21 protein-coding genes are annotated in these 22,108 nt (G+C 35.5%); 9 read left to right on the forward strand and 12 right to left on the reverse strand.

From position 1 onward, the window contains the following. Positions 1-164: 164 nt before the first annotated feature. Positions 165-713 (forward strand): competence protein ComK, encoded by a 549-nt coding sequence (locus tag AC3EA5_RS08325; RefSeq protein WP_488607894.1) that lies wholly within the window; start codon positions 165-167, stop codon positions 711-713. Between the two features lie 68 nt (positions 714-781). Here the strand turns inward: AC3EA5_RS08325 and AC3EA5_RS08330 are convergent, their stop codons facing one another. From AC3EA5_RS08330 to AC3EA5_RS08350, 5 genes are all read right to left on the reverse strand, one after another. Continuing rightward, complete coding sequence (locus AC3EA5_RS08330) at positions 782-1,147, reverse strand: YhjD family protein (RefSeq protein ID WP_394188841.1); 366 nt, start codon at positions 1,145-1,147, stop codon at positions 782-784. A gap of 157 nt (positions 1,148-1,304) precedes the next feature. After that, a complete protein-coding gene (locus AC3EA5_RS08335; protein WP_488607895.1) occupies positions 1,305-1,751 on the reverse strand; it encodes an NUDIX hydrolase in 447 nt (148 codons plus the stop codon). A 12-nt stretch (positions 1,752-1,763) separates the two neighbouring features. Then, complete coding sequence (locus tag AC3EA5_RS08340) at positions 1,764-2,537, reverse strand: Nif3-like dinuclear metal center hexameric protein (protein WP_488607896.1); 774 nt, start codon at positions 2,535-2,537, stop codon at positions 1,764-1,766. A 58-nt stretch (positions 2,538-2,595) separates the two neighbouring features. After that, on the reverse strand, positions 2,596-3,819 hold the full coding sequence (locus AC3EA5_RS08345; protein ID WP_488607897.1) for an EAL and HDOD domain-containing protein: 1,224 nt from the start codon (positions 3,817-3,819) through the stop codon (positions 2,596-2,598). A 59-nt stretch (positions 3,820-3,878) separates the two neighbouring features. Continuing rightward, positions 3,879-5,507 carry an ABC1 kinase family protein gene (locus AC3EA5_RS08350; RefSeq protein WP_488607898.1) on the reverse strand — a complete coding sequence of 543 codons (1,629 nt, stop codon included), beginning with the start codon at positions 5,505-5,507 and terminating at the stop codon, positions 3,879-3,881. Between the two features lie 116 nt (positions 5,508-5,623). Between AC3EA5_RS08350 and AC3EA5_RS08355 the strand changes: the two genes are divergently transcribed. Next, positions 5,624-6,400, forward strand: coding sequence for an enoyl-CoA hydratase-related protein (locus tag AC3EA5_RS08355; protein WP_488607899.1), 777 nt, complete (start codon positions 5,624-5,626; stop codon positions 6,398-6,400). A gap of 448 nt (positions 6,401-6,848) precedes the next feature. Here the strand turns inward: AC3EA5_RS08355 and AC3EA5_RS08360 are convergent, their stop codons facing one another. From AC3EA5_RS08360 to AC3EA5_RS08385, 6 genes are all read right to left on the reverse strand, one after another. Further along, positions 6,849-7,982 carry a bifunctional cystathionine gamma-lyase/homocysteine desulfhydrase gene (locus AC3EA5_RS08360; protein ID WP_488607900.1) on the reverse strand — a complete coding sequence of 378 codons (1,134 nt, stop codon included), beginning with the start codon at positions 7,980-7,982 and terminating at the stop codon, positions 6,849-6,851. Beyond that, complete coding sequence (locus tag AC3EA5_RS08365) at positions 7,979-8,917, reverse strand: PLP-dependent cysteine synthase family protein (RefSeq protein ID WP_488607901.1); 939 nt, start codon at positions 8,915-8,917, stop codon at positions 7,979-7,981. Before AC3EA5_RS08365 ends, AC3EA5_RS08360 begins: the two co-directional genes overlap by 4 nt. Further along, entirely contained in the window at positions 8,917-9,387 is a 471-nt protein-coding gene (locus AC3EA5_RS08370; RefSeq protein WP_488607902.1) for an S-ribosylhomocysteine lyase, read from the reverse strand. The genes AC3EA5_RS08365 and AC3EA5_RS08370 overlap by 1 nt, the downstream gene beginning before the upstream one ends. A 14-nt stretch (positions 9,388-9,401) precedes the next feature. Continuing rightward, positions 9,402-10,037, reverse strand: a complete 636-nt coding sequence (locus AC3EA5_RS08375) for a class I SAM-dependent DNA methyltransferase (RefSeq protein WP_488607903.1) — start codon at positions 10,035-10,037, stop codon at positions 9,402-9,404. Positions 10,038-10,208: 171 nt separating this feature from the next. Beyond that, a complete protein-coding gene (locus AC3EA5_RS08380) occupies positions 10,209-10,745 on the reverse strand; it encodes a GNAT family N-acetyltransferase (RefSeq protein WP_488607974.1) in 537 nt (178 codons plus the stop codon). A gap of 12 nt (positions 10,746-10,757) precedes the next feature. Then, on the reverse strand, positions 10,758-12,734 hold the full coding sequence (locus tag AC3EA5_RS08385) for a S9 family peptidase (RefSeq protein ID WP_488607904.1): 1,977 nt from the start codon (positions 12,732-12,734) through the stop codon (positions 10,758-10,760). A gap of 139 nt (positions 12,735-12,873) precedes the next feature. Here AC3EA5_RS08385 and AC3EA5_RS08390 point away from each other — a divergent pair, with 139 nt between their 5' ends. Next, entirely contained in the window at positions 12,874-13,152 is a 279-nt protein-coding gene (locus AC3EA5_RS08390; protein ID WP_488607905.1) for a hypothetical protein, read from the forward strand. A gap of 94 nt (positions 13,153-13,246) precedes the next feature. Further along, positions 13,247-14,794, forward strand: a complete 1,548-nt coding sequence (locus AC3EA5_RS08395) for an FAD-dependent oxidoreductase (protein WP_488607906.1) — start codon at positions 13,247-13,249, stop codon at positions 14,792-14,794. Positions 14,795-15,081: 287 nt separating this feature from the next. On the opposite strand, the gene AC3EA5_RS08400 is transcribed toward AC3EA5_RS08395, so the two are convergent. Beyond that, the gene (locus AC3EA5_RS08400) at positions 15,082-15,291 is read right to left on the reverse strand and encodes a hypothetical protein (protein ID WP_488607907.1); all 210 of its coding nucleotides are present in this window, start codon (positions 15,289-15,291) and stop codon (positions 15,082-15,084) included. Positions 15,292-15,525: 234 nt separating this feature from the next. Here AC3EA5_RS08400 and AC3EA5_RS08405 point away from each other — a divergent pair, with 234 nt between their 5' ends. From AC3EA5_RS08405 to AC3EA5_RS08425, 5 genes are read left to right on the forward strand one after another with little or no spacing between them, the layout of a single operon-like run. Beyond that, positions 15,526-16,815, forward strand: coding sequence for a helix-turn-helix domain-containing protein (locus tag AC3EA5_RS08405; protein ID WP_488607908.1), 1,290 nt, complete (start codon positions 15,526-15,528; stop codon positions 16,813-16,815). A gap of 20 nt (positions 16,816-16,835) precedes the next feature. After that, the gene (locus AC3EA5_RS08410; RefSeq protein WP_488607909.1) at positions 16,836-18,122 is read left to right on the forward strand and encodes a helix-turn-helix domain-containing protein; all 1,287 of its coding nucleotides are present in this window, start codon (positions 16,836-16,838) and stop codon (positions 18,120-18,122) included. A gap of 38 nt (positions 18,123-18,160) precedes the next feature. Then, entirely contained in the window at positions 18,161-19,447 is a 1,287-nt protein-coding gene (locus AC3EA5_RS08415) for a helix-turn-helix domain-containing protein (RefSeq protein ID WP_488607910.1), read from the forward strand. Between the two features lie 32 nt (positions 19,448-19,479). Beyond that, the gene (locus AC3EA5_RS08420) at positions 19,480-20,766 is read left to right on the forward strand and encodes a helix-turn-helix domain-containing protein (RefSeq protein ID WP_488607911.1); all 1,287 of its coding nucleotides are present in this window, start codon (positions 19,480-19,482) and stop codon (positions 20,764-20,766) included. A gap of 27 nt (positions 20,767-20,793) precedes the next feature. Then, positions 20,794-22,083 (forward strand): helix-turn-helix domain-containing protein, encoded by a 1,290-nt coding sequence (locus AC3EA5_RS08425; RefSeq protein ID WP_488607912.1) that lies wholly within the window; start codon positions 20,794-20,796, stop codon positions 22,081-22,083. Positions 22,084-22,108 lie beyond the last annotated feature (25 nt).

The raw sequence follows: 22,108 nt of genomic DNA on the forward strand, positions 1-22,108 counted from the left end.
TTTTTTCTATTATAGATAATAAAGCAGTAAAGTTGCAAATGTTTTTTCTGAAAATTCAATTATATTTTTATCCGAATATTTTCATTTTTTAGTTAATTAATATTGCGGAATTTCCAAATTTCTCTATAATAGGGTTTGTAGGCTAAAAAAGGGGATGTGAATATTTGAACACTCAATTGTCTGTTGCATCGAATTACCTCGTTTCATTCAACACCGTTTCACTCGAACCAATTTGGATTGAACACAAGCTATGTACACGTGTTATTGAAAACCATGCTGAGTTTATTGTAAAAATGAAACCTATTAACATTATTAAAAAGTCACTCATTTTTTATGGTACCTCTTATAAGCACGCCACATTTTTTTCTAAAGAAGCCATTGGAAACTTACATAAGATCCCAATTATTCTTTCACATGATTTCGGTCACCCTCTCATCATGATGCCGACACTTTCTCCAGATTCAGACAGTAATATATGGATTGCTTTTTCTGCTGTCGAGTATTACTCTCAAAACTCACTTGGACAATGCCTCGTACATTTCACGAATACACGTGTGATTCCAGTCAACGTTTCGTATACCACGATGTGCAGACAATTTGTTCTTTGTCACTTTCTTATGAACCATTTCCAAAAAACTCGTCAACATATTCAAAAACCATTTTCACAGCCTCCAGTTACATATTTACAAAGTCGTATCATGCCAAAGCGTTAAACTTCACACATTAATAGTAAAAGTCCTTCCTATGCTTATAGAAAGGACTTTTAAACATATACTGATTTTCAATTGACTTGTTTCATCTTGACCAAATACACGCCAAGAAGTTCCTCTACACGATTGCGCAGCCGGACATTTAGGTAGCGACGGTGTTCTTCGTAACCGCCGTAAAAGAAGACATATTCGGTGAAGGTATCATCGCGGTTGCCTCGGATGATTTTCATGTTCTTTTGGCGGAGATACAATTTCGTATCTTTTAACTCACGTTGAGCCTCTTTTACTGCTTGATCAATCATTGCGACATAAGGTCTTTTCAATTTAAAAGGTCCTTTTTCCACAATTTCACGATCCCGCTCCAAAACCGTCAAAACCATTGGCAAGTAAATCATATTTTCGAAATGGGGTAAACTCTCTGCTGGAATGAGTGGCATACTCTCGCCTCCTTTAAGAACGTTTGTTCGTATTTTTAGTGTACCCTATTTTTTCAAAAATACAAGTGCCAATAATTACTTTTTCTTTCACAAACCCTTGTCCCGTCTCACTTCAAGTCTACTTGAATGAGATTTTATTCAAAATAAAAAGACCTTTTCAGGTCCTAGAAGATGCTAGATGTTCGCTTTTTAACCGATCTGCTAGCTTGATATTTTCTTTTAAATAAAGCGGTAGATCCGCATGATTTAGAATTTCTTGTGTGGTCATCCAGACTACTTCATCCACTTCATCACTGCTTTTTGCAAATGCTTCGCCAACAAATCCTTTGCAAAGAAATACGATGTCAACAACGTGGATACCAGAATCAGTAATGAACGAAGAACTATTTACGTAGCTCAAGTTCGAAACCTCAATCCCGATTTCTTCATTGACTTCTCGAATTAATGTTCTTTCTAAAATATCTGAAGAAGCAGCACTTTCTTTATCCACTTGACCACCAACCAAAGATAGACAACCTCCAGCATGCTCTTCTTTTTCACTTCGTCTAATTAAGAGCCATTTGTCTTCATTGAAAATGGCAGCTTCTACATTTACGGCAAACATAGATACATCCCCCTAAAATCTATTCATCGCATGGTTTAATTCATCATGTGGTTCAAAAAGTTGAATCATCTCTAAGGCTGGATGAGATTTGTGTATTTTCTTTACTAATGTTTCAACCCCAAAGATTTCAGTGAAGGTGTGGCTGCCGACAAAAAGGTTAATCCCAACCAATTGTGCATATTGAATCGTATACAAATTCACTTCCCCAGTGATATATGTATCGCACCCACTATCTACCGCCGCTTTAATATGATTGGTAGAGTTGCCTGCACCTGTTAAAATACCAACACGTTTAATTTCTTGCTGATTATTTTTCCATACGCGAACCGGTTCATTTAAAGTGGTTTGCATTCTTTCTGCAAACATTTCAAAAGGAATCGGTTTTGTATACTCTCCTACTCCCGGAATGCTATCACCTTGAAAGGTTGAATACTTTAAAATCGTGTCCACTTCTAGAACGTTCATTAATGACGTACACGTACCAAATTCCACATAATCTAAAGGTCCGTGAATGAAGAAGTGACTGATATTATGTTGAGTTAGCAGCTTCATACATTCGTCTTTTAATCCATAAATGAAATCCCACGCATCATGATGTGTAATCATCAAATCTACCTTATGTATAATCGCTTGTTCAATTGTTGCAGGTGTTAAATTTGTGCAATAGCCTACTTTCTTAATAGACGTGTTGGATCTGTTTAGAAACCCGAAGTCACCATCGTGATCGTTCCATAACTGTTTATCAAATAACTCATGTAATGTCTCTTGAAATTCAGATAAGTTCAAGTCAGTTTCACCTCACTGGTTTTATTGAAAGAAAAAGCTACCCTCAACCGAGGATAGCTTAAGCCATTTGACTAGACCAGCGCATAGCTTGGTTATAGGCTTGATGAAGTTGTTCTTCCGTTAGGTCTAATTTCTCCGCAAAAAGTTGAATACGTGCCCAATCTAATTGATCGAAAGCTACTGCAAGGTTTAAGTAATCGGACATTTCCGTATCGTTCCCAACCAAAGTATCAACAACTTGATCGGATAAAGGTAGTTGTTGCATGATCTGACTAAATGGTTTGTGTAAAAGCGAATCCATTAATGAAAACATGCCTGTTAGGAAATATTCTGGAGAATTCTCTTTTCGATTATACTTTGCTAGCAATTCACAGAATTTCGCACGGAATAAAGAGGACACAATCAGTGCATTTCTGCTGAAATCTAGCTCATCTCGCATGGTTTCACGCATTGCCAAAATATATATCCATTTATGTAATTCTGTTAATCCTAAAACGACAACTGCCTGTTTAATCGATCTCACTTTATTTTTTGAAGGTGACGCATTAATGAGTTTTAACAACTTAAACGATAATGACACATCACGTTCAATTAAATCCGAAATGTGGGTCACGTTAGCCTGTTCTTGACTGATTAAACCGATAATTCGGAAATAGTTAGCCAAATTCGCTGGAATATCTTTTCCTTGGATGATATGAGGTTTAGAGAAAAAATATCCTTGAAAAAGGTGGTAACCTGCTTTTATAGCTTCTTCAAACTCAGCACGAGTTTCCACTTTTTCAGCTAATAAATGAATATGTGGATGAGTGGATTTAATAAACACTTCAATATCTTTTCGTTCAGATGGAGTAGTTCCCATAAAATCTACTTTTATAAAATCTACGAATGAAAAAATTTCTTTCGCTTGAAGAATTTCTTTCGTTAAAACAAAATCATCAAGAGCAATTCTAAATCCTTTATGTTTCAACTGACGGATACTGCTGATTAATGAAGAAGTTATTTGAACGTTTTCTAAAATCTCAATGACAATATGTTTCGAGTCGAGTGTATCAAAAATCGGTTCATGTAATAAGTTTTCCGTAAAGTTAATAAAACACGGACGACCATTCGATAAGTCATCTAAGCCAATGGTTAAAAAAGAATTGATGAGAACCTCCATAGTCGCATGGTCACCATCAATTTGAGGAAATGAATTTAAATCACTATTTCGATATAAAAGCTCGTAAGCAAAAATTTTTTCTGTTCGGTCAAATATGGGTTGACGCCCAATAAATATCTCCATTTATGCGCCTCATTTACTAAAATTGATAGGGACAGTATACCAAAAAATCCTAAATAATCCTATTTAATTTTTCTGTTTTTCGACTTAAATACCCATATAGAGATAATGAAAATCGACGCAGAAGTTATTAACAAAGGTTCATGAGCTGTCCAAATACTAAATAGTGTCGAAGTCATCGCTAAAATTGCGATAATTCCTGCAAACATTCGTGTTTGAAGCAACATACGTTCATCTCGTTGCATAGCATCACGGCTCATCTGGTACTCCCGCATTCGAGTCGGTTCTTCTAAAAATGTTATCACTTTCTGAGGGAACTGACGTAGCGGTCCAATGGCATTTAAAGCAAGTCGTAAGACATCTTCTTTTGAAAATACACCGCCATTTTCTTTCTGCATAGACGCCCATTCCATAACACGAGGTCTCGCGATCGCCAGTAAATCTACTTTCGGATCTAAAACATGCAAAACACCCACAAATGTAGAAACTGCACGACCAAAAAACGCAAATTCAGCTGGCAATTGTACAGGCTGAGTCCGGACAATTAAACGTAAATCATCTAGGAGACGGTCAACAACAAAGCTATCCATTTGAGTTAATTCTTCCGACTCATATGCAGCAACCACACGAGAAATGGAATCCGCTAGCAAGCGACGATCGGCATTTGGCAATAAAAACCGAAGCTCCTCTAACCCATCTAACACTTGATCAAATTGTTTGAAAATAATCCCCTCGACTACTTTTAAGACTGAGCGAGACTCACTTTGCGAAATAGAGCCTACCATCCCAAAATCAATCAACACAATGGTACCGTCTGTTTTCAATAAGATGTTTCCTCCATGAGGGTCGGCATGGAACTGTCCGCCATCTAATACTTGCTCTAAAAATAGACGAAAAAGTCTTTCTGAAAGTACTCTGCGGTTAATTTCATTTCGTTCAATAAAAGCTAAATCGGTTACTCGAGCACCTTCAATCCATTCCATCACAAGTACACGTCTTGTAGAAAATTCATCGAAATAAACCGGAAATACGACGCCAGGCATATCTTCAAAACGATCAGCAAAATGACGTCCATTTCGAAGTTCTTGCAAGAAATTTAGCTCTGCCCCAATCGTTTCCACCATTTCGCTATATAAAAGATTAAAATCACTTTGTTTTCCAAAAGATGTGAATTTCTTCGCTAGCCAAATCACAATTTTCATCGCTCTAAAATCAGCTCGTAAAATCCGGTCAATATCAGGTCGCTGTATTTTAATCGCAACCGTCGTACCATCGAGCAATGTTCCTTTATACACTTCTCCAATAGAAGCTGAAGCTACTGGTTTATCCGATAGGAAAGACAAATAATCGGTATGTAACACATTCCATTCTTCTTCTAATAAAACTAAGGCCTTTTCCCTTGGTACTGCAGGTACACGATCGGTTAAACCTTCAAGCTCTGCTATAAATGAAGGGGGCATAATATCTGCACGAGTGGACAAAAACTGCCCCATCTTAATCATCAGCCCACCAATTTTCAAGGCGGTTCGTTTATATTCTTTCGCTTGTTTAGTGACTAGCCTCTCCCATTTCACATCAGTAGCTGGTGTCCAACGTCCTTTGTAGCGGCGCTGAAAAAACGTGACTTGTACAAAAAATTTCACAGACATCCATACAATACGAAAAATCCGGTACAACGTAATTCGTTCCATGTCAGTCGCCTCCTTTTCAATTCATTATAGAGACTGATGGTAACAAGGTCCAAAAAGTGATATGTTTTGTAGGAGAAAAGTTTTCTGAAATGTGAACAAACTAAGGAGGATACAAAATGGAAGGCATTCGTTATGAACAGAATGGAAACTTGGCAATTATCACGTTAAACCGACCTGATTCCATGAACGCATTTAATTATGAAATGTTGAGAGAGCTTGGGCAAGTAGCTGAGGCGATTCGTATTAACCCAGATATTCGCGTGGTTATTTTTACGGGAGCTGGCGAAAAAGCATTTAGTGTTGGTGCTGATTTAAAAGAACGTAAAACATTAACTGAACAACAAGTGAAACGTAATATATACAAAATCGGTGAGGTTTTTTCATCGATCGAAAGCTTGCCACAACCCACAATCGCTATGATGAACGGTTATGCTTTTGGAGGTGGTATGGAGCTCGCACTATCTTGTGACTTCCGAATTGCTGCCCATGATATCACTCTTGGATTAACAGAAACGAGTTTAGCGATTATACCGGGAGCAGGTGGAACGCAACGTTTACCTAGACTAATCGGAGAATCAAAAGCAATGGAATTAATTTTGACAGCACGACGACTCAATGCTGAAGAAGCTCTATCTTACGGTATTTTAACGAAAGTAGTTGCAAAAGAGAGCTTACTAGAGGAAACAGGGAAATTTGCAGATATGATGCTTGCAAACGGACCAGTTGCTTTACAACAAGCTAAATTTGCCATTAAACATGGAATGAACGCAGACTTACAAACAGGATTACATATTGAAAGAAAAGCATACGAAATGACGATTCCAACTGAAGACCGTGTAGAAGCACTAATGGCATTCAGTGAAAAACGCAAACCTCAATTTAAAGGTAAATAATGAATATCAGCTGTTCCCTTTCCAGGGAGCAGCTTTTATTTTGGGTTCCATACACTTCCACTAATTAACAATTACAACTGAGATGACGAAAATTCTAACCAAGATGGCTATTTTTCTAACTGAGATCGCCATAATTCTAACCAAGATCGCCAAATCTCTAACTGAGACACCACTCACAAAAACAGTAACACCTGCCAAGCTAAGCGGGCAGGGCTAATTGTGGCTGCACGCTCCGCTTTCGCAGCCTTTGCTGTTGGATATGCTAAGTAGGAGGACGATTTTTCAAGACAATTACAACTGAGATGGCGATTATTCTAACCAAGAATGCTATTTTTCTAACTGAAATCGCCATAATTCTAACCAAGATCGCCAAATCTCTAACTGAGACCAAGAAAACGCAAAAAGTCACTCCACACAAACGCATGGGGTGACATCAATCATCAATGTATTAAGCTAAACCTTGTTGTAAATCTTCTAGTAAATCCTCAACATCTTCAATGCCGACAGATATACGAACCAAGCCGTCCAATATACCCAGTTCTTGACGACGATCAACCGGAATCGATGCGTGAGTCATCTGTGCAGGGACAGAAATTAAACTTTCCACCGCTCCTAAACTTTCAGCTAGTGTGAAGTAACGTAATTTCTTCAATAACTGTGCGGCTTTTTCAGTGCTACCTACGTCAAATGAAATCATTCCCCCAAAGCCAGTGGTTTGTTGTTTCATAATGTCATGTCCGGCATGCGTTTCAAGTCCAGGATAATAAACCTTGCCTACCGCTTCATGAGCAACTAAGAAATCGGCAATTCGCTTCGCGTTCGAATTCGTTTCTTCCATACGAATGCCAAGCGTTTTCAATCCACGAATAAGTAACCATGAATCTTGCGGTCCTAATATGGCCCCTACTGAATTTTGAACAAAATGAAGTTCCTTTGCCAATTCCTCGGTAGCTACTACAACTAATCCAGCGACTACATCACTATGGCCACCAATGTATTTCGTTGCACTATGCAAGACGATATCAGCACCTAAAGAAATCGGTTGTTGCAAATAAGGCGTCATGAACGTGTTATCTACGATCGTCAGAAGTCCTTTAGATTTTGCGAGCTTCGCAATGTCAGCGATATTCGTTACTTTCAATAAAGGATTCGTAGGTGTTTCCAAGAAGACCGCCTTTGTATTTTCTTGAATAGCCGCTTCAAATTCAGCCAAATTTGAAGAATCCACAAATGTAGATTCAATGCCGAAACGGTTTAGCACTTTCGTCATCACGCGATATGTACCACCGTACACATCGTCGGTCATCACGATATGATCACCAGAGTTAAACAGCATCATAACTGAACTGATTGCCGCCATACCAGATCCAAATGCAAAACCTGCATGTCCTCCTTCAAGGTCACTGATTAATACTTCAAGTGCATGACGTGTTGGATTTCCAGTACGAGAATATTCGTATCCTCGGAAATCACCAACAGCATCTTGCTTATACGTACTTACTTGATAAATAGGTGTTGAAACAGCACCTGTCGTTTCATCTCCAACGATGCCAGCATGGATTAATTTCGTTTTAGGTCTCATCTTAATTCATCCTCCTTTAAAAGGTCATACACATTTTGACTTAAGTACCGTTCACTAGAGTCTGCAAAAATGGTGACGATATGACTTCCTGGCTTGGCTACTTTCGCTTCTTCTAACGAGGCAAATAAAGCAGCTCCAGATGAACTTCCTACTAGTAAGCCTTCTTTTGAAGACAACTCACGAAGTTTGTCAAAAGCGTCTCGATCCGTCACTGTATGAATGGCATTAAAATAGGATTTGTCCATATACCCAGGTAAAAATTCCATTCCAATTCCTTCGGTATAATGCGATCCAGCTTCTCCACCGTTTAATATAGAGCCTTCTGGTTCTACAATCACTGTCTTAATGTCTTCATTTTTACTTTTTAAATACCTAGCCGTTCCCATAAATGTTCCACCTGAACCCGCTCCAGCAACAAACACATCAATCTCACCATCTAAGTCACGCCATAACTCAGGACCTAATGTGTGTACATATGTTTCTGGATTGGCTGGGTTCGAAAATTGCGAAGGTGAAAAAGCACCTGGAGTTTCTTGAACTAACTCCATGGCTTTTTCAATCGCACCTTTCATCCCTAGCTCAGTTGGCGTATTTACAATTTCAGCACCAAGAGCTCGCATCAGCGTTTGCTTTTCCATACTGAATTTTTGAGGTACAACAAATCTGACAGTATATCCTTTTCCAATCGCTGCTAAAGCTACACCAATTCCAGTATTCCCAGCAGTGGGTTCGATTATCGTTCCACCTGGAAGTAATTGACCAGACTCTTCTGCATCCCGTAATAGTGATAATCCTAAGCGATCCTTGACACTTCCACCAGGATTCATAAATTCGAGTTTCGCAAAAATACGACAATTGTTTGGAATTTCAATATTTTTTAATTCAACAACGGGTGTGTTCCCTATTAATTCATGTACACTTCCATAAACATTCATTAAGTTTCCTCCGCAAAGACCACGCGCCACTCATCTTTTTTCATAAGCATATCACGAGCGATGGCTTTTGCGCCTTCTAAACTGTGGTTTGCTGCCCAGCCACATTGGACTTCATTACAAGCAGGAACTTCCGTTGCATTTAAAACATCTTCTAATGTTTTTTCTAATATCATCAAAATCTCGTCAAAGTCGTCATGATTTATTACGGCTAAATAAAAACCTGTCTGACATCCCATTGGACTCATATCCACAACTTTGTCTGTATGGTTCCGAATATTTTCAGCCATTAAATGTTCAATAGAGTGAAGACCTGCCATTTCCATATGTTCTTTGTTAGGTTGTTTGAAACGAATATCATATTTTAAAATTTCGTCACCATTCGCTCCAAGCTTTCTGCCTGCTAAACGAACATAAGGTGCAACCACTTTTGTATGATCTAAATTAAAACTTTCTACATTCATTTGTTTCATTTTTCAACACTCCTTTAGTTTTTAGTTGCATCTATCAGCCATACATAATCATTCATACGCTCAAAACGAACTTCAAATCCAGCATTCTTAAATATTGTTTCAAGAATGGAAATGGTCGTATAGTATTCACGTTCCAAATCATCTGCTACGTTGTTAAAACCACGCGTGCGTTCTTTCTTAATTTGGTCTTGTTTTGCTTGTTCTGAAATAAAAACTGTATCCGCAAATACCACTTTTCCACCCTTTGACAAAAGACTTGCATATTGTTGAACAGCTTTACCTTTATCTTCATCCGTTAAATGATGAAAAACGTAGGAGCTGACAATTGTATCTATATGTTCAGTTGTTTCAAAAGATAGCAAATCCCCATCCGTTAATGAAATATAAGGAAAGCGTTCTCCAGTAACTTTTCGCATCGCTGCATTTGGTTCAATACCGATTACCTTGTAACCCGCACTGATTAACTTGGCAGTTAAATTACCAGTTCCCGTTCCAAATTCAAGTACCGTCCCAAAAGATCGTTCAGTAACCGCTGTTAAAATTTCCTCATATTTATCAAACACATCTCGATATTCCGGATCTTTTCCTGAAACGGATTCATCATACGAATCTATCCACTCATCAAAAATTTCTACGAATTCACGTCCCACAGCGAACCCTCCTTTTACATACATATTATTCCTACCTGTATACTAGGTATTGGGTTAATAACACTATTTATATCATAGATTTTTAAATTAATCTAATCTTATCTTCTTTTAATTAGACAATAAAAAGAACTCCTCCCTTCGCAATAGCGAAATGGAGGAGTTTGTCTTTCCTTAATTCAATGCTTCCCACTCTTCTCTTAAAATACCCATTCGAATAGAGTCATAATAGACATCATTATAGAAGCGAACTTTTCGAATACGCGCTTCCATTGTCATCCCTAATTTTTCTCCTACCTTAACCATGCGCTCATTCCCAGACCAAGTCGTGAATCCTACGCGCACGAGTGGCATTTCTGTAAACAGTATGTCCATCCATTGCTTCAAAGCATCAGTACCATAACCACCGCTCCAATAGGATGGTTTGAAAATGGTAATCCCCATTTCAAGCCACTTTGAAGGTTCATGTTCCCAATAGTACGAAACAATTCCAATCAATTCATTATTCACTTCAATGCCTTTAATTTGCTTAGGTTCAAGATAATAGGCCTTATTTTTCAAAAATTCTTCATATGTTTTTGGAGAATACGGATAATAGGGTGCATCCCATTTTTTCCATTCTGGCGCTTCTTCTTTCGCACTCATTTCCCACAGTGCATATAAATCGGCTTCTTTTATTGGTCTTAACTGGACCGTACTTTTTGCTTGAATCAAAAAATCACCTCAAATATACTTTTCAAACCAATCCACAATTTGTTGCAATCTTGCATAACGTAAACTTGGTGTACCTGTTCGTGAAAGATTATGATCTGCGTCTGGGAATCTCACAAAACGCGTCTCTTTCTTCATTTGTTTTAATGTAATATAAAGCTGTTCTGCTTGCTCAATTGGACAACGGAAATCTTTTTCGCTATGAAGAATTAGTAATGGCGTTTCTACATTACTAGCATATTTTAGTGGCGAGTGATTCCAAAGCTTATCCACATCCGTCATGTCCGCTCCAATTTGCCATTCATTGAAATAATATCCAATATCTGAGACACCATAGAAACTAATCCAGTTCGAAATGGATCGCTGCGTTACAGCCGCTTTGAAACGATTTGTATGGCCGACAATCCAGTTCGTCATAAATCCACCGTAACTACCACCCGTTACACCAAGGCGTGATTGATCAATCCATTCATGATCAGCTAATACTGAGTCCAAGCCATCCATAATGTCTTGATAATCATCTCCACCATAATCTCCTCGTACTGAGTCGACAAATTGTTGACTATATCCATGACTTCCTCGAGGATTTAAATACAACACGCCATATCCTTGCGCTGCTAATAAATGCAACTCGTGGAAGAAAGTATTAGCAAACATCGCATGAGGTCCTCCATGAATTTCAACGATTAATGGGTATTTCTCTCCTTCAACATATCCTGCAGGCTTCATTAACCAGCCATGAACATCGAAATTTTTGGCACCTTTATACATAAGCGGTTCAGCTGCAACTAACTCTACTTCCTCTTCAAAATCTTTATTAAATGAAGTTAAAGCTTGTCTTTCACCTGTAGCAATCGTATGGACATATAGTTCTCCAACTTTAGTGGGTGTAGAAACCGTCACCAAAGCAAACTCACCAGATTCCGCGACATCATAGCCGTATACATGTTCATCCTCACCAGTAGCTGGATACATTTCACCTTCTAGTGATGCTGCATATAATCGAACATCGCCCATTGTTGACACTTGGAAATATAAATGATGATTGTTTGTCCAAACAACGCTTGGTGCATCCGCTCCTTGCTGATGGTCCGCGACTACTAAATCTCCTATAGGTGCGTCAATGCCTTCTGTTAACACTTCTCGAATTCCATTATCAATGTCATACACATACAGTTCAGTGTGTGTCGCATTTTTAAATGAAGCGTCACTTCCTACAAAAGCGATTTTTGAATCATCAAAAGAAAATGCAGCACCACCATAATAGCCATCTTCTTCGATGATTGCCGTTTCTTCTTTTGATTCAATATCAACTAAATACAACGACTGGCGGAACTCAAAGTCCTGATTTTCAGAACGATTGACATTAAAGACGATTTTCTTGCCATCATGAGAAACCGCTTGTAGCCCATACATATGATTGCCATCCGTAAATTGCGTGACTTCTTCCGTCTCTAAATCGATATAGCCAATATGCTTATAAACATCTTGAGGAAGTAAGCCTACACCATCCATTTTGTACTTCATTTTATCAACTACAACCGGTTCCGGCTTTTTCTTTTCTTCTTTTTCTGGTTCATCGGTGAAATTTTTGCCTTCTTTTAATGAAGCTGAGAACCAAATTTTCTTGCCACATGGAGACCATAAGTAGCTACTTACACCTTTATCAAAAGTTGTAATCTTTCGTGCTTCGCCACCTTTAGTCGACAGAACATAAAGCTGATTTTTTTCATTTCTCGTTGATAAGAATGCCAGTTTTGATCCATCTGCTGAAAAAGAAGGGCTTGATACTCTTTCTTTCCCATGCGTCCACTGCGTTAACTCTTTCGAATCAAGATCTACATGCCATAAGTTAGCTTGATATGTATTTTCCTTGTCATCAATCATTGTATGTATAAACACAGCTTCTTTTTGATTCGGTGCCAATGTCGGTTGAGTGACTGAAACTAATTTGGTTAAATCATCAATTGTGAGTTTTCGTTTTGTCATGGTATTTCCCCCTTAAATCTAGTCCTCTATCTATTTCGACAACCGTATTAAATTCCCTTTAATTTTTAGCATGAATTTCCTGTCGTTTTCTTGATACGTCTGAAGTATGTTTGTATGAGGAACTTTTGGAGGGTACAACATGATTTGGATTGTATTAGGAATGAGCCTTATTTTAGTAGGATTCATTGGAATCTACTTTTTAATATTCAAATTCGATCGGAAAAAATTAGATTTAAATCATATAGACACATCTTCGTTTGATGGGATTATCTCAACTCTTCTCTTTTTTATCGTCATCATTTTCATTGCTTTATTTCATGAAAAATTACCGAATTGGTTTATACGTTCTGTTTTATTTATCGTTTGTCTTCTTCCTATACTTCTTGGTGTATTTTTAATTACTGATGAGATTTCCTAGGTAACCGTCGCCATTTCATAAGATTTCGAACCCAAAGTGATTATTTTTTCTGTTTAGGGTAAAGATGAGGAAATAAAGAGCGGGAGGTTTTTACATGAATTCTTTTGAGTTGCCGCATATTCCAAAATCGTATTGGAGAGAAAAACAAAGTCAACCTGTCTATTCTTCAGTTGAATCTAATGTATCAACTGACATTTTGATTGTTGGAGCAGGTATTGTAGGTGTAACTGCAGCTTATTTATTAGCAAAAGAAGGCGCTAATGTCACGGTTATTGAAGGTAGTAGCATTGCGAGTGGCACGACTGGTTTTACCACGGCTAAAGTAACGGCTCAACACGGACCCATTTATCATCAGCTCATCAAAAACTTCGGGGAAGAAAAGGCAAAACTATATTATCAAGCGAATCAAGAAGCAGTAGAAAACATTCGGAATTTAGTTCAATCACTGTCGATTGATTGCGATTTAGAACAACGAGATGCTATCTTATACGCTGAATTTGAAGAAGGCAAACAGTTATTGCGTGAAGAAAAACAAGCCTATGACACATTAGAAATTCCTGGTGACTTATCGAGCGCAATACCAAGTCTTCCTTTCTCAGTTGAAGAAACGTTGTCGATGTCTAACCAAGCACAATTCCACCCTGTGAAATATGTCGCTGCATTAGTGGAAGAAGCTAAAAACTTAGGTGTCACATTTTATGAAAATACGAGAGCAATGAAAGTTAAAAATGGAGATACAGTAACCGTCACATTAAAAAACGGATATGAAATGGAAGCAAAACAGTTGTTAGTTACCAGCCACTTTCCTTTTAATGATGAAGACGGGCTCTATTTTTCAAGACTTGCTCCAAACAGATCATATGTCGTTTGTGCAAAAGTGACAGAGACTAAGTTAAATGGCATGTATATCAATGTAGAAAAACCGACTCGTTCTATTCGCACTGCTCAAGGACCTCAGGGAGAAACCTATATCTTAGTTGGTGGTGAAGGTCACAAAACGGGACAAAACAAAGTAGAAACAAGTAAATCTTACGAAACGTTAGCCAATTTTGCTAAACAACATTTTGCTGTCGAATCCATTGACTATCATTGGTCAGCTCAAGATTTAGCTACTCTAGATCAGCTCCCCTATATCGGAAAAGCAATGACAGGAATGTCCAACATCTTCGTTGCTACTGGTTTTGATAAATGGGGAATGACAAATGGGACAAACGCAGCCTATTTATTAAAAGACTTATGTTTAAACAAACCAAATCCATATCAAGAATTATTTGATCCAACCCGTTCGAAATTAAAACCGGAAGATGCGAAGAATTTTATAAAAGAAAATTCAAATGTTGCAAAAGAGTTAATCAAAGGGAAAGTTACTAGACCTTCTAACATGTTAGAAGAACTACAAATCGACGAAGGTAAAATCGTGATGATCGATCATCACAAAACCGGTGCATATAAAGATCATCAAGGAAAAGTTCACTTGGTGAAACCGACCTGCACACATATGGGGTGTGACGTAAATTGGAATGATGCCGAGCGCTCTTGGGATTGTCCATGTCATGGATCACGTTTTTCTTATACAGGTGAAGTACTCGAAGGTCCAGCAGTCGAACCTCTTCATGTTCAGCACATTGAAGAAGAAAAATAAGTAATTTTAGTGAAAGCGTCCTGATGGGCGCTTTTCATTTTGGGCAAAAAATATTTATATACCGAAAAGATGGTGGTTGGCTATTTCTCTCGCTTTCCGCGGACGAAACGCCAGCCTCCTCGGCACAACTGTCTATGCCAGTTGCCCCTGGGGGGTCCTTTCCGCTTTATATAATTCAACACTAATAATGTGTAATCATTTTAAAGCGTCTTGATTGGCGCTTTTCATTTTGGGCAAAAAAAAGAGGATAGGCAGGCCCTATCCCAAAAGTAAATACTAATTTGACGTTAAAACTGAATCACATCAGGACTGATGTACTTCATGACAACTGGCAAATAGCGACAACAGACTGAAAAAATAGAAAAACATCCATATACGATGATTGTTATAAAAAAGATGATTGTAACTACTTGTATCGGTTTGGGCAAACCATGATTTCGTTGAAGTAATACAAGTGCTATCACTAGTATGACAATCATCAATACGATTATTTTCATATTCCTTCCCCTTATCGTCGGAAATCTAGTTGCACGGTTGTGTATACCGTTCACTCTTATAATAGTACTAGATAAGATGCGACAAAATTCGCTAAAATGTTGGGAATGTTTTCACATTTGACTATGAAAAATCGACGATTTTTAAATAAAATTTCCTAAGCATTCTTTTGTTTAGTTAGCGGCGTTCATATAGTAATATGATGGTAATAGATTTCAACATAAGGAGTGCCACGGATGCAGAATTTAGGACAAGTGATAAAGTTAGAAAGATTAAAACGAAATATGAAACAAATCACGTTGGCACAAGGCATTTGCACGCCTTCCTACTTAAGTAAAATTGAAAACGATTCCATTATACCTAGCCAAGAAGTCATGGATTTATTACTTGATAGACTCGAACTTACGATTGCTCAAAATAGTAATGGAGATGATCAAAGCTACCTGGATGAGGTAAATAAGTTCTATTTTGAAGCGGTTATGAATAAAGATCGTGCATTTATTCAAGAAAAGTTGCAGGAATTAAACGAAGAACAGTATCTCTTTCATGAAGTTAAAAATTATTACACCCATCAATTAGTTCTTTTACGGATGTCCTTAATCTTGCCAGATACGCAAGCAAATAAGTTTAATCCCACTGCCCCATTAGCTGACCTTGTGACTGACTTTACCGATTATCAGTCTTTTTTATATTACGTAAACGCTGGGATTTTTTATTCTCAACAAAATAATCATGCGGATTCGTTAGAAGCTTTTGAGAAAGCGATTGAGTATCATCACCTTATTAATCTTGAACCATGGGAAGAAGCAGATTTTAACTACCTATTGGCTGAATGTTACTTAGCACATCAAAGATGGGTCATTTCAGTCGAATACATACAACATGCTTTGGAATTTTTCAAAAATGGCTTTTACAATTCTCGCGTAGTGGAATGCTATTTGATATTATCCATCGCACTTGATAAATCTCATAAAACCGATGAAGCCTATGAAAATTTGATACTGGCACAAAAAATCAGTACACAAATGAATTTACACGATCATATTCCTGTTATTAAGCAAGGGCTTGGAACTTTATTATCGACTAAAGGCGAATTCGAACAAGCGATTCAGCATTTCAAAGAAAGTCTTGAAATCCGTTCCGAACAGAGTCAAAAACTACAGCCTATCTTTTCCTTAATAAAAGAGTATTCAAAGTTAGGACAATCAGAAGAAGTAAATAAATGGGCATCCGAGGGCTTGAACATTTTAAAATCAGAGTCTAGTTCTTCACTAGAGAATTACCGTCACCATTTCACGGTTTACAAATTACGAAGCGAACAAGCCAGCACGTATGAAAGTAAAACGGTTAAAGCGATCCAATTTTTTAAAGATGTAAAAGATTACAGACATGCTCAAAAATATTCACTCTTTTTAGCCGAGTATTTCACTGAAAACACGAAATACAAAAACGCTGCAAAATACTACGCCATGTCGAACGACTATTTGTTTTTAAAACAAGACATTACATTTTGGGAAGATTTATAGATTCATTGAGGAGTATCAGGATGAACACTTTCGGACACGTCATTAAATTCGAGCGAATAAGACAAAATATCAAGCAAGTCCAACTTTCTGATGGGATCTGTACCTCGTCTTATTTAAGTAAGATTGAAAGTAATTCGATTGTGCCGAGTGAGGAAATTTTGAAGCTGTTGTTTAAGAGATTGTCGATAAAAGATGTTAAGCAAAACATTTCAGAGGTTGAGTATTTCCAATATGTAAAAAATGTCTATTTTGAAGCAATTGCGAAAAAAAACACTCCTGAAATTTCACTCAAACTAAATGACATTCTAAAAACTTCCTATCTTTTCGAGAATTCTAGTTATTTTTATACATATCAACTTTTAATAATGAGGTTAAAGCTGTTTGTTCATAATATTAAACACGATTCTACCGATTATATAACCACTATTTCTAAATTCGTCTTGGAATTCGATAATTATCAACTTTTCCTATTTCATAATAGTGTTGGATATTATCACTTGGCAAAGAATGACTTGGTTTCTTCAACAGTTTCATTTGAAAAAGGTACAGCATTGATCTCTTCAATAGATTTAGATGAGAGAGAAATTGCAGATATAAGCTATATCTTAAGTAGTGTCTTATTACTAAATAAGAGATTAATTGCTGCCTTAGAATACAATACAAAAGCTTTATATTATTTCAATAAAGAGCTTTTATACTTTCGATCAATTGAATGTTACATAATTCGCGCTTTAATATATAAAAATGCTATGAATCCTGAAAAGGCATATGAGTATCTAAAACTTGCTGAAACAATTTCTAAAAAACACAATAGTTATGAAAATTTATCTTTAATTTATATAAATTTAGCCAATATATTTGTAGTTAAAAAAGATGTAGAAAAATCAATAGAATATTATAAAAAAAGTATGCAGATTGCACATGACTCACGAGTAGTTCTAACCTGTATTTATAGTATTGTCCTTGAAAATTCAAAATTAAATAAAACTAATGAAGTTTTGTATTGGAGTAAAAAGGGATTAGCACTATTTAAAAATGATCCTGCTGATAATCTTACACATTTATACCATCATCTGACCTGCTTTATCTCATTAAATGAAAAATCCATTAGGTTTGAAGAAGATGTTAAAAATGCTATAGATTATTTCCTCCACCTGAGAGACTATCGTCATACACATCGATATTATCTTTTATTATCAAATTATTTCTATTCTGAAAAGAAATACAAAACGTCAGTTAAGTATTATAAACTAGCAAATAAATATCTAGCCATTAAAGAAAAATGGCAGTTTATTGAGGACTTGTAATAACACTGTACACACCCTTCTTTGAACGGAGTAATAATATGAAAACATTCGGCCACATCATTAAATTCGAACGAATAAGACAAAATATCAAACAAGTGAAGCTAGCTGATGGGATCTGTACCCCGTCTTATTTAAGTAAGATTGAAAGTAATTCGATTGTGCCGAGTGAGGAAATATTATCAATGATAGTAAATAAACTGAAATTAAATCTCTCCCCTTTTGATATGCCTGAATCTGAGTTTATTTCCTATGTGAAAAAAAAGTACACAGAAGCAATTCTTTTAAAAAATCGAGAAAAAACATCTATATTATTACAAGAGTTAAATAAAAAATCTGTAAATTTTTCAGATATGACACTTTTTTATAATTATCAATTAATGCTTTTAAGATTAAATTTAATATCACACGGTATCCAATTTCCAACTAAAAATATAGTGAGAGCTCTTTCCGAATTAAAGGGTCATTTCGACTATCATCAAGAATTTACTTTTAATATTAATCTAGGATTTTTTAAGTATATTGAAGACGATTTAGAGTCATCTTTAGAAAATTTTCATAAAGCTTTAAAAATAATCCCCAATATTAAATGTGCAGATTGGGAAATCGCAGATATGGATTATGCTTTGGGGCTTGTATATTTAAGTCTAAATCGGTTTGTATCTGCAATCGAGTATACAAAGCATTCTATTATTTTCTTTGAAAAGCATTTATTTTATACACGCTCCATTGAAGCGTATATTGTATTATCTATCGCATATAAATATTCACAAAAATATGATGAAGCATTATCCGTTCTTAGGGTAGCTCAAAATATGACATTAATAATGAATCATACGGAACATCTTTCACATTTGCATTACAATATTGGAGCTATTGATACACTTAAAGGAAACAATGAATCTGCAATTACTAATTATCTATCATGTATCGCTCTGAGTATTAAAGACTTGAATACTGCAACAAGTATGGTGGCACTTATTATTGAATATGCAAAGCAACGAGATTACACTTCTGTCATTGAATGGTGTCAAAAAGGTATTACGTTGTGTAAAAACTCTTCCGATCCAACATTAAAAATTAGAGAGCCACATTTCCTATGTTATCAAGCAATTTATGGTGATGGTGACAATTTTGAAAGAACACTGCAAAAATGCATTAATATTTTCGAACATCATAAAGAATTTAGGTATTCTCATAAATATAGCTTAAAACTTGCCGAATATTATTTGGAAAACAAAAAATACAAAAAAGCAGCATTACTATATAAAAAAGCAAATGACTTTTTAGCATTAAAAGAAAATCGGAAATTCACTGAAGATTTGTAATTAAAAGGTCGCCATCAAAGGAGTTTATTTAAATGAACAAGTATGGGCATATCATAAAGTTCGAACGCATAAGACAAAACATAAAACAAGTCCAACTTTCTGATGGGATCTGTACCCCGTCTTATTTAAGTAAAATTGAAAGTAATTCGATTGTGCCGAGTGAGGAAATATTGCTGGAGTTATTTAATCGTCTAGATATTTTTCAAACAAATTCAAGATTTACGGAAGAAGAATTCCTTGAACACGTTCGGTCGATTTATAATGAAGCTATAAAATTTAAAGACAAAGCACGAGTATCTAAATACCTTGTTGAAATACTTGAAGAAAAATACCTTTTTGCAAATCCTAACAATTTCTATTCATATATATTAATGCTGAACAGACTAAAAATTATGGTTCACAACCAGCAAAATGATACAATTTCATTTCAAAAATCTATTTCCAAATTTTCTAATGAATTTAACCCCTTTCATTCGGTGCTTTACTTCACTTGTAATGGCTATTTACATTTTTATAATAATGATTTTCGTAGTTCTTTAAATTCATTGAATCAAGCATTACAATTTCATGCACAGTGTAATTTAAGAGAATGTGAATCTGCTGATTTATATTATTTTTTGGGATTAGTCAATTTACAATTAGATAATATAATAGTCGCATTAGATTTTCTTACAAAATCACAATCCTATTTTAATAAAGAACTTCTATTATTCCGATCTGTAGAAACTTATATAGCCTCAGCCGTTGCATATAAAAGGGCTCAAAATTACGACAAATATATCAAATATTTAAAGCTTGCAGAAAAAATTGCTATTGATGAGAACATGTTAGAGAACCTAGCACTTATTTATTTTAATTATGCTACGTATTATGCATTAGAAGGCAATTTCAAAAAATCCTTGGTTTTTTACCATAAAAGTTTGGAGTTTACTGCTGATATATTTGTTCAATTGAAAACTATTTATTGTATAGTCTTGTACAATTCAATGCTCTTCGATTTTAATGAAGTTTTATTTTGGTGTGAAAAAGGGCTGGGAATTTATCATTCTGACCCTAATGAAACCTCAAAAGAATTTGTATTTCATTTTCAAGTCTATTTATCTATACATACGGGTTACGAAAATTTCGAAAAAACATTAATGGAAACGATTGACTATTTCGTAAAGAGCAATGATTTCCGACATGCAAATAAATATGCCATGCTAATTGCTAATTATTTTAATGCTGCAGGGAAATATAAAAAAGCTACCAATTATTATCAATTAGCAACTATCTATTTAGCTAAAAAGGAAAATCGTAGATTTACTGAGGAGATATAAATTCAGTTCTACTATAGGGGTTATACTATGGGCACTTTCGGACATATTATTAAATTCGAACGAATAAGACAAAATATCAAACAAGTCCAACTTTCTGATGGGATCTGTACCCCGTCTTATTTAAGTAAGATTGAAATTAATTCGATTGTTCCAAGTGAGGATGTTTTAAATGAACTATTTAAGAGATTAAATATTGAACCCTCAAAATCGATATTACTAGAAGAAGATTATCTAGAACACATCCGCTCCCTTTATAAAGTAGCTATAACGTTTAAAAATAAAGAAAAAATTTCAGAGTATCTCCAGGATATAAGTAGAACTCATTATCTCTTTTCAGAACCTAGCAATTTTTATACTTATATTCTGATTTTAATTCGAATGAAATTTATGGTAGGTCATGAAATTCAAGGGAATAACATTCCTGAAATTTTAACAATTTCTAAATTTGCAGATGATTTTAATGCATATCAATCTTTTCTCTATCATTCTTGTTTAGGATATATGCATTACTTTAAAAATGAATTTAGTAATTCTTTACACTCTCTAGAAAAAGCAAACTTATATCATGTCAAGATTAAAGTTGCTGAGTTCGAGACTGCAGATTTCAACTATTTCTTTGGCGTAATGAATTTGCACCACAATAAATTAGTCATTTCATTAGACTTGATATCAAAAGCTCAATTATTTTTTAATAAGGAATTATTGTTATATAGAGCTGTAGAATCGTATATTACTTCAGCTGTCTCATATAAAAGAGCTTCCAACTATGAAAAATATTTTGAGCAATTAAAACTTGCAGAAAAATTGGCAATTGATGAAAATATGGACAAAAACCTATCATTAATTTATCTCAATATGTCAGCATATTATAGCATCAAAGAAAACGTGAAGTATGCGATTAATTATAATCAAAAAGTTTTAAATCTAACTTCTGATTATTGGGTTATATTAAAAACTCTTTATAGTTTGGTTTTACAATACTCAATAATCAATAATTACAATGAAGTAATTAAATTATGTAACGAAGGATTAGCATTATACAGAGCTAATTCAAATGAACTAACTAGAGAGTTTTATTTTCATTTTCAAATTCATTTGAGCATCCACTCTAATCACCAAGATTTCGAAAAAATAATCAAAGAAGCCCTTCAGTATTTCTATGAAACAAACGATTTCCGCCATGCGCATAAATACTCTATCCTTATAGCTAACTTTTATTTAGATTATAGGAAATATAAAAAAGCAACTCATTACTTTGCTCTTGCAAATGAATATTTGGCTAGAAAAGAAAATCGTCGGTTTATTGAAGATATATAATAAATAAACACGACTACATGAATTA

The sequence above is a fragment of the Paenisporosarcina sp. genome, assembly GCF_057785155.1.

Bases quoted from the DNA above. Each gene is read 5' to 3' on its own strand.
- AC3EA5_RS08330 (WP_394188841.1), bottom strand. From the start codon at position 1,147: ATGCCACTCATTCCAGCAGAGAGTTTACCCCATTTCGAAAATATGATT.
- AC3EA5_RS08335 (WP_488607895.1), bottom strand. From the start codon at position 1,751: ATGTTTGCCGTAAATGTAGAAGCTGCCATTTTCAATGAAGACAAATGG.
- AC3EA5_RS08345 (WP_488607897.1), bottom strand. From the start codon at position 3,819: ATGGAGATATTTATTGGGCGTCAACCCATATTTGACCGAACAGAAAAA.
- AC3EA5_RS08350 (WP_488607898.1), bottom strand. From the start codon at position 5,507: ATGGAACGAATTACGTTGTACCGGATTTTTCGTATTGTATGGATGTCT.
- AC3EA5_RS08355 (WP_488607899.1), top strand. From the start codon at position 5,624: ATGGAAGGCATTCGTTATGAACAGAATGGAAACTTGGCAATTATCACG.
- AC3EA5_RS08360 (WP_488607900.1), bottom strand. From the start codon at position 7,982: ATGAGACCTAAAACGAAATTAATCCATGCTGGCATCGTTGGAGATGAA.
- AC3EA5_RS08365 (WP_488607901.1), bottom strand. From the start codon at position 8,917: ATGAATGTTTATGGAAGTGTACATGAATTAATAGGGAACACACCCGTT.
- AC3EA5_RS08370 (WP_488607902.1), bottom strand. From the start codon at position 9,387: ATGAAACAAATGAATGTAGAAAGTTTTAATTTAGATCATACAAAAGTG.
- AC3EA5_RS08385 (WP_488607904.1), bottom strand. From the start codon at position 12,734: ATGACAAAACGAAAACTCACAATTGATGATTTAACCAAATTAGTTTCA.
- AC3EA5_RS08390 (WP_488607905.1), top strand. From the start codon at position 12,874: ATGATTTGGATTGTATTAGGAATGAGCCTTATTTTAGTAGGATTCATT.
- AC3EA5_RS08395 (WP_488607906.1), top strand. From the start codon at position 13,247: ATGAATTCTTTTGAGTTGCCGCATATTCCAAAATCGTATTGGAGAGAA.
- AC3EA5_RS08400 (WP_488607907.1), bottom strand. From the start codon at position 15,291: ATGAAAATAATCGTATTGATGATTGTCATACTAGTGATAGCACTTGTA.
- AC3EA5_RS08405 (WP_488607908.1), top strand. From the start codon at position 15,526: ATGCAGAATTTAGGACAAGTGATAAAGTTAGAAAGATTAAAACGAAAT.
- AC3EA5_RS08410 (WP_488607909.1), top strand. From the start codon at position 16,836: ATGAACACTTTCGGACACGTCATTAAATTCGAGCGAATAAGACAAAAT.
- AC3EA5_RS08415 (WP_488607910.1), top strand. From the start codon at position 18,161: ATGAAAACATTCGGCCACATCATTAAATTCGAACGAATAAGACAAAAT.
- AC3EA5_RS08420 (WP_488607911.1), top strand. From the start codon at position 19,480: ATGAACAAGTATGGGCATATCATAAAGTTCGAACGCATAAGACAAAAC.
- AC3EA5_RS08425 (WP_488607912.1), top strand. From the start codon at position 20,794: ATGGGCACTTTCGGACATATTATTAAATTCGAACGAATAAGACAAAAT.